Source organism: Achromobacter sp. UMC46, assembly GCF_014170335.1.
Taxonomy (GTDB): Bacteria; Pseudomonadota; Gammaproteobacteria; order Burkholderiales; family Burkholderiaceae_B; genus Achromobacter.
This window is the reverse complement of record NZ_LZZS01000017.1, coordinates 1-13,847: the sequence shown is the minus strand read 5'-3', so window position 1 is coordinate 13,847 and position 13,847 is coordinate 1. Positions and strand designations below refer to the sequence as shown.

Below are 13,847 nucleotides of genomic sequence, written 5' to 3'. Positions count from 1 at the left end.
GGGTTGGGCTGATGGCGCGCGCCCATGATTGCGGTCCGGAGCCTTCGCTCCGGACTGTCCCCGTCGTCATCTTCGTCCAGGCCTGCGGCCTTCCCTTCAGATTCCCTCGGGCGCATCAAGGTTGCGCGCCATCAGCCCAACCCCGCCGACGGGCTGCGCCGTCTTGGCTTGATGCGCTGCTAGATCCGACCTTACTGACGAGATTTACGTGGCCCGCCTCAAGCGGCCGCGCGGGCGGCCGCATTCGGCATACGCGTTTCCGGGCGTCGGGGCGGTGATCGCTTGCGCGCGGGTGGAAATGGCTTTCTATTGGTCCCCGCCGTCAGGTGGGGGAGGTGGAGCGACGGGTGGCGCGCGGCCAGCAGCCGCTTGCTTGGTCAAACCCGTACGCGCGCCGCCCGTCTAAGGTGGAGGCCGATATTCGTGCCAGCATCGGTTGAAATATGCGGCGCAGCGAAGGTTGCTCGCTTTGCATGCGCGCAGCGGCATCACGGATCGCAAGACGTCACGAACGCCTCAAAAGGCCGCCCGGGCGGCCGGCTTGAGGCAAGCCCCGAAAGTCCGTTCCTCACAAGCGCGAAGCGGCATCATGAACCGCAAGACACCGCCAAGTCCCCGAGGCCGCCCCAAAGCAAAACGCAACGATCGCAACCCACACGCGAAGCGAAACACGTCACGACGCAAGACGACACGTAAGCTCCCAAAGGCCGCTCGCGCGGCCGGCCGGGAGCGAGCCCGCAAGATCTTCCTCTTCCCCTCCCCCGGGGAGCAGCACCTAAAGAACCCGAATCTCCCCGGCGAACGTAAAGATTCAGCCACCGGAGCCCGGCGCGGGGGTGGCCTGGGCTGCGCGGGGCGTCGATCAGCCCGAGGGAATCCGTAGGGAGCCGAAGGCGGACGAGGATGACAACGGGGAAGTCCGGAGCGAAGGCTCCGGACCGCAATCGTTGCCCCCCGCAGCCCAGGCCACCCCCGCGCCGGGCGTCTCAAGAACTCAACCCCGAGCGCCTCAAGAACCAAAACGGCTCCCCCATCCCCCCTGAACCCCGTACACTCCCCAAAAAAACACAACATCCGGAGGAACAACATGCGCATTTTGCTGGTCGAGGACAACCTTGATCTGGGCGATGCCGTGGAAAGCAAATTGCGTCTGGCCGGCCACAGCGTGCAATGGGTGCATGACGGGCTGGCGGCGTTGCGGTGGGGGCTGGACGAGACCTGGGACGCGTTGGTGCTGGACATCAATCTGCCCGGCAAGGACGGGTTTTCGGTTATTCGGGAATTGCGGGCGGCCGGGCTGGAGGCGCCTGTCCTTGTCATGACCGCGCGGGCCGAGATCGAAGACAAGATCGACATGCTGGATCTGGGCGCCGACGACTACCTGGTCAAGCCCTTTGACCTGCGCGAACTCGAGGCGCGGTTGCGGGCGTTGATGCGCCGGCCGGCCGGGCAGACCAGCAGCACCACCCAATACGGCAACCTCAGCCTGGATCTGGCGGGACGCAGCGTGACGTTGTCGGGCGCGCCGCTGGAGTTGGGGCGGCGCGAGTTCCGCTTGCTGGAGATCCTGGTGGGCCGGATCGGGCAGACGGTTGCCAAGGAACGGCTGATGAACCAGTTGTTCGACCTGGATGACGGGTCTCTCAATGCGCTGGAACTGCTGATCTCGCGGCTGCGCAAGAAGCTGGTCGGCGCGTCGGTGGATATCGTCACCGTGCGCGGCGTCGGCTATCAGGCCCGCAGCCATGAGCATCCCTGAAAGCGCCTCGATCCGCCGCCGCGTCTTCACCTTGGGCGCGGCGCTGCTGGCGTGCGCGCTGATCGGCCTGGTGTTCTTCCTGCGCGATTACGCGCACCGCGCCGCCGAGCAGGCCTTCGACCGGCTGCTGGCCGCGTCGGCGCTGACGATTGCCGGGTCCGTGCAGATCGAAGACGACGGCGTGACCGTCGAGCCTCCCGTCTCGTCGCTGGCGATGCTGTCGGGCAGCGAACGCGTGTTCTACGAAGCGCGCACCTCCAACGGCCGGCTTATCACCGGCTACGGCGACCTGGCGCCCGCCTTGCCGCTGGCGCAGGCGGCGACGCCCGTGTTCGCCTATGTGAACTATCACGACGAACCCGTCCGCGTGGCGACCGTGGGGCGGCTGGTGTCCGCCAGCCAGCATGCGGGCTGGGTGACGGTGCGCGTGGCGGAAACGCTGGGTTCGCGCGAAGAGCTGGCCAGTGAAATCCTGGGACGCGGGGTGCTGCCGCTGCTGATCGTGTCGCTGGTGGCGCTGGGACTGCTGTGGTTCGGAGTACAGCGCGCGTTTGCGCCGCTGGCCGTGCTGGAGCGCGACTTGCGCAGCCGCGCGCCCGAAGACCTGACGCCGCTGACCACGCCCGTGCCACCGGAAGTGCGCCGGCTGGTCCAGGCGCTCAACGCCTTCATGCAACGCCTTTCCATCATCATGGACACCTTGAACACGCTGGTGGCCGACGCCACCCATCAGGTCCGCACGCCGCTGGCGTCCCTGCGCGCGCAGGCCGAGGTCGCGCTGGAAGAAACCGATCCGGCGCGCCTGCGCGAACGCATCGGTCGCATCCACCTGAACGCCACGCATGCCAGCCAGTTGATCAATCAGCTGCTGATGGACGCCACCATCACGCACCGCCTGGGCAAAGGGCCGCGGGAATCCGTGGGCGTGGCCGAAACCATCAACGAGACGCGGCGCCGCATCGGGCCGGTGGAAGCCGGACGGCTGCGCATCGACATCGCCCCCGAAGTGCGCCGCGCCCGGATCGCCGGCGACCGCGTGGCGCTGCGCGAGATGCTGCGCAACCTGGTGGACAACGCGCTGCGCTACGCGCCCGACGGCACCGTGGACATCCAGGCCACGCCGGTCGCGGGATTCCGCGTGGCGTTGACGGTCTCGGACCGCGGCCCCGGGATTTCCGACGACGAGAAAGAAGCGGTGCAGCAACGCTTTACGCGCGGGCGGGCCGGGCAGTCGCAACCCGGGTCGGGCCTGGGCCTGGCCATTGTGCGCTCGGTAGCGATGGCCCACGGCGGTTCATTGTGGCTGCACGACCGTTCGGGCGGCGGGCTGTCGGCGCGGGTCATCCTGCCGCTGGCGCAGCCGACGGGCCGCCACCTGGCCGCCTGGCTGGGCGCCCTGTGCTCGGCGGCGATGCTGCTGCTGTCGTCGCCGCACGCCGCGCGGGCAGCGGAGCTGGAAGAGATCGTCACGCACTACCCGGCGCCGCAGCCCTCGGCGCGCACGCTCGTCATCGCCGGGCCGACCGATACGCCCGTCGTCGCGCCGCTGATCCAGGGATTCCAGTCGCTGCGGCCGGACGTGTCGGTGACCTATCGCGAAATCGGCAGCCGCGACCTGTACGAAGCCACGATCGACGGACGGCTGACGCAGGTGGACGTGCTGATGAGTTCGGCCTCGGACCTGCAGATCCGGCTGGCCAACGACGGCTACGCGCAAAGCTACGCCTCGCCCTACGCCCCCAAGCTGCCGTCGTGGGCCGTCTGGCGCAATGAGGTTTATGGCTTCACGTTCGAGCCGGCGGTGATCGTCTACAACCCCAAGCGCTACACGGAAGCCACCGTGCCGCGATCGCGCCAGGACCTGCTGCGGCTGCTGGAGCGCGAGCAGTCGCGCCTGCAAGGCCGCGTCGGTACCTATGACATCGCCGTCAGCAGCGTGGGTTATCTGCTGGCCGAACAGGACGAGCTGGTGTCGTCGAACTTCTGGGGGCTGGCCAACGCCATGGGGCAGGTCGGCGTGCGCCTGTCGCCCACCACCGCCCAGCTCCTGGACGCCATCGAAAACGACGAGATGGACCTGGCCTACAACATCCTGGGCTCATACGCTCTGTCGCGCCAGGCCTCCGGCAGCAAGATCGGCGTGGTGTTCCCGCAGGACTACGTGCTGGTGCTGGCGCGCTCCGTGCTGATATCCCGGCGCGCGCCCAGCCCTGACCTGGCCCGCGCGCTGGTGGACTGGCTGTTGTCGCCCGCCGGCCAGCAGGTGGCCTCCAGCCACGCGGCGCTGGGCTCCATCATGGAGGACACGCCCGGCCGCTGGACCTCCGAGGCGGTGCTAGCGCGGTCCAGCGGCATCGTCCAGCCCGTGGTGCTGAGCCCCGCGCTGCTGGTCGGGCTGGACCAGCGGCGGCACTCGCGCTTCGTGCAGAACTGGGTGCGGCTGGTGACGGACACGCCCAAGCGCCCGTAGAGCCGGCCAGGGATTACCCCTAGCCGCAACCTGTCTCCATGACAGGACGACGACAGACGCCGCCTCCTAAGATGGGCGCAGGCTGGACCGAGATCCTGCTCACACTAATTCCAATCGGAGACAACACCCATGCTTGCCAAGTCCCAACTGGCGGCCGCCTGCGCCGCTGCATTCGCCATCGCCACCGGCAGCGCCTTTGCTCAGGCCGTGCCCGCGGGTTACCCGGCCGACTATCAGAAGATCCTGGACGGCGCCAAGAAGGAAGGCAAGGTCGTCATCTATTCGACCACCGACACCAAGGCCGCCGGCCCCATCATCAAGGGCTTCGAAGCGCTGTACCCGGGCGTCAAGGTCGAATACAACGACATGAACAGCACCGAGCTCTACAACCGCTACATCAGCGAACAGGCGGCGGGCGGCGGCAGCGGCGACATCGTCTGGAGCTCGTCGATGGACTCGGCGCTGAAGCTGGCCACCGATTACGCCATGCAGTACAAGTCGCCCGAAATCGGCAAGCTGCCGGCCTGGGCCGTGTGGAAAGATTCCGCCTACGGCACGACGTACGAGCCGGCCGTGTTCATCTACAACAAGCGCCTGATCGCCGCCAACGAAGTGCCGACCACGCATGGCGCGCTGGCCAAGCTGATCTCCAGCCAGCCCGACAAGTTCAAGAACAAGGTCACCACCTACGACATCGAGAAGTCGGCCGTGGGCTTCATGCTGGCCGTGCAGGACAAGGCCAACGACCCCAAGTACTTCGAAACGCTGAAGGACATCGCCAAGGGCGGCCTGGTCGTGCAGTCGTCCACCGGCACCATGATGGAACGCGTGTCGTCGGGCGAAAACCTGATCGGCTACAACATCCTGGGTTCCTACGCCGAAACGCGCGCCAAGTCGGACCCGTCGCTGGGCGTGGCCTACCCGACAGACTATGCGCTGGTGCTGTCGCGCGTGGCGTTCATCAGCAAGAAGGCCAAGAACCGCAACGCGGCCAAGCTGTGGATGGATTACCTGCTGTCGCAGAAGGGCCAGGAAATCATGGCCAACCAGGCTGACCTGGCCTCGGTCCGCGACGACATCGACGGCGACAACGACGTGGACGGCATGACCAAGAAGCTGGGCGCCTCGCTCAAGCCGATCCCGGTCAACGAAACGCTGCTGGACTACCTGGAACAGACCAAGCGCCTGCAGTTCATCAAGGACTGGCGCGCCGCGGCGGGCAAGTAAGACCGTGCGGGTCCGTGGCCGGCGTGCCCGGCCCGGACCGCCACAACGCGTAGCGGACGGCACGGCGCCGTCCGCCTGACCGCCCCCGGGGCGGGCTCCCCCCGCACCCGGGCGGCGCGACCGTCGCGTCATATTCGACAACAGGATTTCCCCATGCAGTCATTGCGCAGAAAATGGCAGTCCCTGCCGCGCGGCGTGGTGGTGTTGATCACGGCACTGGCCATCTACGTGCCGCTGTCGTTCATCATCGTCCAGAGCTTCCTCTCCGCGCCTTTCTTTGCCCCGTCCAAGTCCTTCAGCCTGGACGCGTTCCGCTTCATCTTCGCGGACCCCGATTTCTACAAGGCGCTGAAAAGCGGCTTCATCCTGGCCTTCGGGCTGGCCATCATCGCCATCCCGCTGGGCGGCATGCTGGCCTTCCTGATGATCCGCACCGACCTGCCCGGCCGCCGCTGGATCGAGCCGCTGATCCTGGTGCCGGTGTTCGTGTCGCCGATGGTGCTGGGCTTCGGCTATGTCGTGGCCGCGGGCCCCGTGGGCTTCTTCTCGATCTGGGCGCAGAACATCCTGGGCTTCGTGCCCTGGAACGTCTATTCGCTGACCAGCATCGTCATCATCGCCGGCTTGACGCACGTTCCCCACGCCTACCTGTACATCTCGTCGGCCCTGCGCAGCATGGGTTCCGACGTGGAAGAGGCCGCCCGCGTCACGGGCGCATCGCCGCTGCGCGTGATGGTGTCGGTCAGCCTGCCGATGGTGCGCCCGGCCATGCTGTACGCGACCGTGCTGCTGTTCTTCCTGGGCCTGGAAGTGTTCGGCCTGGTGCTGGTGCTGGGCGATCCGGAAGGCAACCTGGTCCTGGCCACCTACCTGTACAAGCTGACCAACAAGCTGGGCATCCCGTCGTATCACCTGATGGCGGCCGTGGCCGTGATCCTGATCTGCATGACGATCCCGCTGGTCATGCTACAGCGCCGCCTGATGCGCACCGCCAACCGCTTCGTCACCGTCAAGGGCAAGGCCTCGCGCGCCCGTCCGCTGCCGCTGGGCAAATGGCGCTGGGTGGCGGGCGCCGTCGTGGCGTTCTGGCTGGTGGTCACCATCGTCGTGCCGCTGCTGGGCGTGCTGCTGCGGGCCTTCGTGTCCAACTGGGGCATGGGCGTGTCGCTGTTCGACGTGCTGTCGCTGGACGCCTTCCGCACCGTGTTCGCGCAGCCCAACCTGATGCGCGCCATCGTGAACTCGGTAGCCATCGGCGTGTTCGGCGGCGCGCTGGCCGTGATGTGCTACATGTTCGTGGGCCTGGCGATGCACCGCAAGCCCGACAACGTCACGCGCTTCATGGACTACAGCGTGCTGGTGCCGCGCGCCGTGCCCGGACTGCTTGCCGGCCTGGCTTTCCTGTGGGTGTTCCTGTTCGTGCCGATGTGGCTGGACAACGCGCTGAACGTGGACGAAAACGGCTGGCTGTCCGCCCTGCCGTTCGCCGAGTGGCTGCGCGAGAACTTCATCGAATGGCTGCGCGCCATGCGCAGCACCATCTTCAGCGTATGGCTGGCCTACACCGTGGTGTGGATGGCCTATGGCCTGCGGCTGATCTCGTCGACCCTGCTGCAAGTGGGGCCGGAACTGGAAGAGGCCGCCCGCACCGCCGGCGCGCGCCGCGGCCAGGTCACGCGCCACGTCACGGTGCCGCTGGCCAAGTACGGCCTGATCGGCTCGTGGCTGCTGATGTTCCTGATCTTCGAGCGCGAATACTCCACGGGCGTCTATCTGCTGTCGCCCGGCACGGAAACCATCGGTTCCATGCTGGTGTCGCTGTGGGCCTCGGGCGCCATCGACATCGTGGCCGCGCTTTCCTTCATCAATATCGTTCTGGTCGTGATCGGCCTGGGCATCGCCCTGCGATTCGGAGTCAAACTTCATGATTGAGCTTTCTGTAGAAGACCTGCACCTGGACTACGGCGACAACCCGGTACTCAAGGGCGTGTCGATGCAACTGCGCCAGGGCGAAGTGGTGTCCCTGCTGGGCCCCTCGGGCAGCGGCAAGACCACTTTGCTGCGTGCCGTTGCCGGCCTGGAAGGCCCCAAGCGCGGCCGCATCACCATCGGCGAGCGCATCGTCTACGACGGCGGCGCCCGCAAAGAGATTCCCGCCGAAGAGCGCAACCTGGGCCTGGTGTTCCAGTCCTACGCGCTGTGGCCGCACAAGACCGTGTTCGAAAACGTGGCCTACCCGCTCAAGCTGCGCAAAGTGCCGTCGGCCGAAGTGCGCGACCGCGTGCAGGCCGTGCTGGACCAGCTGGGCCTGGGCAAGCTGGGCCAGCGCCATCCGCACGCGCTGTCCGGCGGCCAACAGCAGCGCGTGGCCATCGGCCGGGCGCTGGTGTACAGCCCGCCCGTCATCCTGCTGGACGAGCCGCTGTCCAACCTGGATGCCAAGTTGCGCGAAGAGGCCCGCGCCTTCCTGCGCGAACTGATCATCCGCCTGGGCTTGTCGGCCCTGATGGTGACGCACGACCAGAGCGAAGCCATGGCGATCTCCGACCGCATCCTGCTGCTGAACAACGGCAAGATCGAACAGCAGGGCACGCCGCAGGAAATGTACGGTTCGCCCTCGACGCTCTTCACCGCCGAGTTCATGGGCAGCAACAACCGCCTGGAAGGCAAGGTCACGGAAGTGCGCGACGGCCGCGCCCGCATCGAAGGCCGCGGCTGGGCCCTGTGGGGCAAGGCCGGCGAAGGCGTGGTCCAGGGCCAGGACGGCACGGCGGTGATCCGGGTGGAGCAGGTGCGCCTGGCGGACGACCCCGACGGCAACCATCTGGACATGCCGCTCTTGACCAGCATGTACCTGGGCGACCGCTGGGAATACCTGTTCCGCACGCCCGATGCGGACCCCGCCAATACGCTGGCCCTGCGCGCCTACGGCCCGGAAGGCCGCGAACCCGGTCCGTGCCGGCTGGCGCTGCCCGCCAGCAAGGTCTGGGTCTTCCCGCGCAAGACGGCCTGAGGCGCGGCGCCCGCGCGGGGCCTGCCCCCGCATGGGCCGCCCCGGCGGGTCCGCGTTGCCCGGGCACGCCGTCCAATAGCTGTTACAAGCCGTTGGCCGGCATGCCCGGGCAACGTGGACTCGACTTACAATGCCTCCGTGCAACGCCCTGATTCCCCCTCCCCGCTAAGCCGTTACCTGCGGTGGCTGGGCGCCCCCGCCCAGCATTACCTGCGCATCGGCATTGCAATATCGCTGTTGGTGCACGCCGGCGCCCTGGCGTGGCGCTTCGGCGTGCCCGCCTTTACCCGCCCCCCCGTGACCAGCCTGGAAGTCGTGCTGCTGAACGCCCGCAGCGAGACGCCGCCGGACACGCCCCGGGCCCAGGCGCAGAATCAGATGAGCGGCGGCGGCAATGCCGACCGCGGCATGACCACCACCCCGCTGCCCAAGACGGGCGCCTCCGCCGAAACGATCGTGCTGGAAGCCATGCGCCGCCGGCAGGTGCAGCTGGAAGCCGAACAGACCCGCCTGATGACCCAGTTGCGCTCGCCGGATAAAGCCGGCGCCGAGCGCCAGGCCGTCAACCCCTGGCCTGACGGAACCGACCTGGGGCAGGACTCCCAGGACCAGGCCAGCGTGATCCAGAACGCCCAGGTCGCCGCTTTGGCCGCCCGGGTGCAGCAGTACAGCGCCGAACCCCGCAAGCAATTCGTGGCCCCGTCGGCCGAGGCCTCGCGCTATGCCGCGTACCTGGACGCCTGGCGCACCCGCATCGAGACGGTCGGCACGCAGCACTACCCGGACGAGGCGCGCGGGCGCATCTACGGCACGCTGCGCATCACGGTGTCGGTCCGCAGCGACGGCAGCATCGCCAACGTCGAGATCGACCAGCCCTCGCCGCACGCGGTGCTGAACCAGGCGGCCCGCCGCATCGTCCAGCTGGCGGCCCCCTTCCCCCCGTTCCCCCCCGACATCGCCCGCGACACCGACGTGCTGGTCATCACCCGCACCTGGCATTTCGTCAACGACACCCTGGAAACCCAAGCCCCATGACCGAGGCGCCCCCTCTTGCCCGCTACGCCGTCATCGGCAATCCCATCGCGCACAGCCGCTCGCCTCAGATCCACGACCTGTTCTCCCGGCAGACGGGCAAGCCGCTGCGCTACGAGCGCCTGCTGGCCCCGGTGGACGGCTTCGCCGAGGCGGCCGCCGCATTCGTGGCCGAGGGCGGGCTGGGGCTGAACGTCACGGTGCCCTTCAAGCTGGACGCCTACGCGCTGGCGGCGGGTCGCCTGACCGCCCGCGCCCGGCTGGCCGGGGCGGTCAACACCCTGTCCTGGCGCGATGGCGCCTGGCACGGATGCAACACGGACGGCGTGGGCCTGGTCTCCGACCTGCTGCGCCTGGGCGTGCGCCTGAACGGCGCCTCGGTGCTGCTGGTGGGCGCGGGCGGTGCCGCCCGCGGCGTGCTGCAACCGCTGGCGGAAGCCGGCTGCGCCCGCCTGCACATCGTCAACCGCACGGCGGCCAAGGCGCTGGAACTGGCAGACGCCTGGCGCGGTACCGGCGTGGCGCCGCAGACCCGGGTCACCGCCGGCGGGCTGGCCGACGCCGCCCTGGCAGGCGGCTGGAACCTGGTCGTCAACGCCACGGCAAGCGGCCTGCAGGACGCCGCCCCCGACCTGCCCGCCGGCCTCTACGCCGACGGCGCGGCGGGCTACGACATGATGTACGGCGCGCAGCCTACCGCCTTCATGAAACAGGCAGAGGCCGACGGCGCCACGCTGACGGCGGACGGCCTGGGCATGCTGGTAGGCCAGGCCGCCGAGAGCTTTTTCATCTGGCACGGCGTGCGCCCCGACCCGGCGCCCGTGCTGGCGGCGCTGCGCGAGGCGCTCATGGCGGGACGCTGAGCGGCATGGCGGCGCGCAAGGGCCGATCCTGGTTCCGGATCACCACCGGCGTCCTCATGGCACTGGTGTGCCTGGTGCTGCTGTACCAATTCTGGCTCTTCGCCCAAGTGGTCTGGTACAACTACCGCGACCCCGGCAGCAGCGCGATCATGCGCGAAGAGCTGTCCCGCCTGCGCGAGGGCAACCCGGACTTCAAGCTGCAATACGAATGGGTGTCCTACGACAAGATCAACCGCAACTTGAAGCGCGCGGTGGTAGCCTCGGAAGACTCCAATTTCACTGAGCACGACGGCATCGAATGGGACGCCATCCGCAAGGCCTGGGAATACAACCAGCGCCAGGAAGAGGCCGGACGCAGCAAGATGCGCGGCGGCTCCACGATCACCCAGCAACTGGCCAAGAACCTGTTCCTGTCCAGTTCGCGCAGCTATATCCGCAAGGGCCAGGAACTGGTCCTGACCTATATGATCGAACACGTCATGACCAAGGAACGGATCCTGGAACTGTATCTGAACGTGGCCGAATGGGGCGTGGGCGTATTCGGGGCGCAAGCGGCCTCCAAGCACTACTTCAACACCACGGCGGCCAACCTGGGCGCCAGCCAGGCCGCCCGGCTGGCCGCCATGCTGCCCAACCCCCGCTTCTATGACAGCCGCCGCAATTCCAACTACCTGAACTCCCGCGTGGGCGTCCTGACGCGCCGGATGCAGATGGTCGACATCCCCTGACACCCGAAAGCCCGTCATTCCGCTCCGCCTTCCCCACCCTTGGCGGCGGGATTTGTTAAGCTTTCACGTTTACGCGCTCCCTATCCTTTTCATGCGTACCGCACGTCGCTACCTGGCCCGCGAGATCTATCGCTCTTGCGCAGTGGTCCTTATGGCCCTGCTAGGCCTTTTCACGTTCTTCGCGCTGGTGGACGACCTGGACAACGTGGGCGACAAGTTCTCCATGATGGCCTTGCTCTACATGCAGGCGTTGGCCATTCCCACCCGCTTGTACGACCTGTTGCCCATCGGGCTGCTGATCGGCGCGATCCTGGCGCTGGCCGGTCTTGCGCAGCGCAACGAACTCGTCATCCTGCGCGTCTCGGGCGTCAGCGGCATGCGGCTCCTGCGCATGCTGTGGGTCGTCACCATCCCCCTGATGATCGGCGCGGCCCTGCTGTCCGAATACGTCACCCCGTGGGCGGAAATCAAAAGCGGCGAAGCCAACCTGCTGTTCCGGGGCAAGGCAGGCGGCGACCGCCTGAATAGCGGCTACTGGTTCAAGGAACCCACCGCCAACGGCGGCACCCGCATCATCAATATTGGCGAACTCAAGGGCGACGGCCAGGTGGCCAACATCACCCTGTACGAGTTCAAGAAAGACCTGACGCTATCCGTCTTGTCCACGGCCCCCACCGGGCTGTTCGCCCACGGCGACCTGGTGCTGAAGGACGTGGCCGAAACGCGGCTGGACAACGACGCCTCCGAAGCATTGGCCGACGCCCGCCCGCCCAAGAATCCGCCGGCCAGCGTGGTGAAGGTGCCCGAGCGCACGATCGACACCACCCTCAGCCCCGAACGCCTGCTCGCCCGTGTGCTGACCCCTGAACGCATGTCCATCGTCACGTTGCTGGATTATGTGGAGTATTTGCGCGACAACCAGCTGCAATATGGTCGACAGGTTGTCGCCCTGTGGCGCAAACTGGCTTATCCGTTCACCTTGCTGGTGATGATCACGATTGCCGCGCCGATCGGCCTGATGCAGACCCGCCGCGGCGGCGTCGGCGCCAAGGTCTTCATCGGCATCCTGCTGGGCGTGGGCTTCTTCATGCTGAACCAGCTGGCGTTGAACGTAGGCATGCTGGGCAAGTGGCCGCCCTGGTTGACGGCCCTGGGCCCGAACATCGGGGCCATGGCGCTGGCGCTGGGCGCCATGACCTATATGGAATACCGCCACACCTTTACCCGGTTCGTCCAACAACGCTGGCCTTGGAGCAAGAGTCCCGCATGAACGGCAGTATCTGGATGATCGGCGACGTGCAGGGGTGCTGCTCGCCGCTGGATCGCTTGCTGTCCCACCCCGATCTGGTCGGCGACCCGCAGTCGCGCTTCTGGTTCGCCGGGGACCTGGTCAACCGCGGCCCGCAGTCGCTGGAGACCCTGCGTCGCATCATCGACCTGGGCGACCGCGCGACGTCGGTGCTGGGCAATCATGACCTGCACCTGCTGGCCGCCGCGGCCGGGGTGCGCAAGCCGTCAAAATCGGACACGCTCGAAGACATTCTTCGCGCGCCGGACGCGGCCGACCTGATCAACTGGCTGCGCTTCCGCCCGCTGGCCCATTTCGAGCAAGGCCATCTGCTGGTGCACGCCGGCACGTTGGCAAAGTGGGACGTCGCCAAAACGCTATCCCTGGCCGCCGAGGTGCAAGACGCGCTGCGCGGCCCGAACTGGCACAAGGCGCTGCAAAAGATGTACGGCAACGAGCCGGCCACGTGGAAGGAAGACCACAAGGGCGGCAAGCGGATGCGGGTGATCATCAACGCGCTGACGCGGATCCGCCTGTGCACGCCGAACGGCCACATGGAATTCGCCACCAAGGTCGCCCCAGGCGCCTGGCCCCCCGGCCTCGTCCCCTGGTTCGACGTCCCGAACCGGGCGACACGCAACGTCACGACGGTCTTCGGACACTGGTCGACGCTGGGACTGTTGCAGCGGCCAGACGTCATCTGCCTGGACACCGGATGCGTGTGGGGGGGAGCGTTGACGGCTTTACGGCTGCAGGATCGGAAGCTGGTGCAGGTGAAGTGTTCGCAGTTTCAGAATCCGTTGTCTGAGTGACGGGATTTTTGGCGGATGGTGGGGCGTTGTAGGGCTTCGTAGGTTCTTCTCTGGGGCTTTGGCGCGTTGTCGGAGCTTCGTAGGTCGCTCGTCACCGGGGTCGGGTGGGTGGCGCGCGCCCACGATTGCGGTCCGGAGCGTTCGCTCCGGACTTCCCCGTCGTCATCTTCGTTGCGGCCTACGGCCGCTGCCTTCAGATTCCCCCGGGCGCATCAAGGTTGCGCGCCACCCACCCGACCCCGGCGACGAGCTGCGCCGTCTTGGTTCGATGCGCTGCTAGAGCGCTGTTTACTCACGAGATTTTCGGGGCCCGCCTCATGCGGCCGCGCGGGCGGCCGCATTCTGCATACGTATCGGTGATGCGTCGGAGCGATGGTCGCTTGCGCGCTGGTGTTGAGTGGCTTTCTATTGGGCCCCGCAGTCATTTTGGGGAGGTGGAGCGACGGGTGGCGCGCGGCAGATAGTTGCTTGCTTGGCCAGACCCATGCGCGCGCCACCCGTCTAAAAGGGAGGCCGGTGATGGAATCCAGCGATGTCGTTCCTCTGACGAATTGATCGTCAATCGTAGATTCTATGGTTTGGCGCAAGCCTGGTTGGCGATAAAGCGATTGACGTCGAAGGGTTTGCGCGATTTCCATACGCCGAAGGCGATGCG

10 protein-coding genes are annotated in these 13,847 nt (G+C 67.1%); all 10 read left to right on the top strand.

The window, feature by feature from the left end; all coding sequences use genetic code 11:
• Positions 1 to 1,087: 1,087 nt before the first annotated feature.
• The 10 genes from A9973_RS15570 to A9973_RS15525 all read left to right on the top strand — a co-directional run bounded on the left by A9973_RS15570 (position 1,088) and on the right by A9973_RS15525 (position 13,192).
• Entirely contained in the window at positions 1,088 to 1,759 is a 672-nt protein-coding gene (locus tag A9973_RS15570; RefSeq protein WP_183014651.1) for a response regulator transcription factor, read from the top strand.
• Positions 1,746 to 4,229 carry an extracellular solute-binding protein gene (locus A9973_RS15565; protein WP_183014650.1) on the top strand — a complete coding sequence of 828 codons (2,484 nt, stop codon included), beginning with the start codon at positions 1,746 to 1,748 and terminating at the stop codon, positions 4,227 to 4,229. The genes A9973_RS15570 and A9973_RS15565 overlap by 14 nt, the downstream gene beginning before the upstream one ends.
• Before the next feature lie 129 nt (positions 4,230 to 4,358).
• On the top strand, positions 4,359 to 5,456 hold the full coding sequence (locus tag A9973_RS15560; RefSeq protein WP_220805532.1) for an ABC transporter substrate-binding protein: 1,098 nt from the start codon (positions 4,359 to 4,361) through the stop codon (positions 5,454 to 5,456).
• Between the two features lie 153 nt (positions 5,457 to 5,609).
• Positions 5,610 to 7,388, top strand: coding sequence for an iron ABC transporter permease (locus tag A9973_RS15555; RefSeq protein ID WP_183014649.1), 1,779 nt, complete (start codon positions 5,610 to 5,612; stop codon positions 7,386 to 7,388).
• Entirely contained in the window at positions 7,381 to 8,469 is a 1,089-nt protein-coding gene (locus tag A9973_RS15550; RefSeq protein ID WP_183014648.1) for an ABC transporter ATP-binding protein, read from the top strand. The genes A9973_RS15555 and A9973_RS15550 overlap by 8 nt, the downstream gene beginning before the upstream one ends.
• A gap of 138 nt (positions 8,470 to 8,607) precedes the next feature.
• Positions 8,608 to 9,504 (top strand): TonB family protein, encoded by an 897-nt coding sequence (locus A9973_RS15545; protein ID WP_183014647.1) that lies wholly within the window; start codon positions 8,608 to 8,610, stop codon positions 9,502 to 9,504.
• The gene (gene aroE / locus A9973_RS15540; protein ID WP_183014646.1) at positions 9,501 to 10,364 is read left to right on the top strand and encodes a shikimate dehydrogenase; all 864 of its coding nucleotides are present in this window, start codon (positions 9,501 to 9,503) and stop codon (positions 10,362 to 10,364) included. The genes A9973_RS15545 and aroE overlap by 4 nt, the downstream gene beginning before the upstream one ends.
• Before the next feature lie 5 nt (positions 10,365 to 10,369).
• Positions 10,370 to 11,092, top strand: coding sequence for a monofunctional biosynthetic peptidoglycan transglycosylase (gene mtgA / locus A9973_RS15535; protein WP_183014645.1), 723 nt, complete (start codon positions 10,370 to 10,372; stop codon positions 11,090 to 11,092).
• Between the two features lie 91 nt (positions 11,093 to 11,183).
• Positions 11,184 to 12,362 carry an LPS export ABC transporter permease LptG gene (lptG, locus tag A9973_RS15530; protein ID WP_183014644.1) on the top strand — a complete coding sequence of 393 codons (1,179 nt, stop codon included), beginning with the start codon at positions 11,184 to 11,186 and terminating at the stop codon, positions 12,360 to 12,362.
• Entirely contained in the window at positions 12,359 to 13,192 is an 834-nt protein-coding gene (locus A9973_RS15525; protein WP_183014643.1) for a symmetrical bis(5'-nucleosyl)-tetraphosphatase, read from the top strand. Before lptG ends, A9973_RS15525 begins: the two co-directional genes overlap by 4 nt.
• The last annotated feature ends 655 nt before the right edge of the window (positions 13,193 to 13,847 follow it).

Bases quoted from the DNA above. Each gene is read 5' to 3' on its own strand.
- A9973_RS15570 (WP_183014651.1), top strand. From the start codon at position 1,088: ATGCGCATTTTGCTGGTCGAGGACAACCTTGATCTGGGCGATGCCGTG.
- A9973_RS15565 (WP_183014650.1), top strand. From the start codon at position 1,746: ATGAGCATCCCTGAAAGCGCCTCGATCCGCCGCCGCGTCTTCACCTTG.
- A9973_RS15560 (WP_220805532.1), top strand. From the start codon at position 4,359: ATGCTTGCCAAGTCCCAACTGGCGGCCGCCTGCGCCGCTGCATTCGCC.
- A9973_RS15555 (WP_183014649.1), top strand. From the start codon at position 5,610: ATGCAGTCATTGCGCAGAAAATGGCAGTCCCTGCCGCGCGGCGTGGTG.
- A9973_RS15550 (WP_183014648.1), top strand. From the start codon at position 7,381: ATGATTGAGCTTTCTGTAGAAGACCTGCACCTGGACTACGGCGACAAC.
- aroE (WP_183014646.1), top strand. From the start codon at position 9,501: ATGACCGAGGCGCCCCCTCTTGCCCGCTACGCCGTCATCGGCAATCCC.
- mtgA (WP_183014645.1), top strand. From the start codon at position 10,370: ATGGCGGCGCGCAAGGGCCGATCCTGGTTCCGGATCACCACCGGCGTC.
- lptG (WP_183014644.1), top strand. From the start codon at position 11,184: ATGCGTACCGCACGTCGCTACCTGGCCCGCGAGATCTATCGCTCTTGC.
- A9973_RS15525 (WP_183014643.1), top strand. From the start codon at position 12,359: ATGAACGGCAGTATCTGGATGATCGGCGACGTGCAGGGGTGCTGCTCG.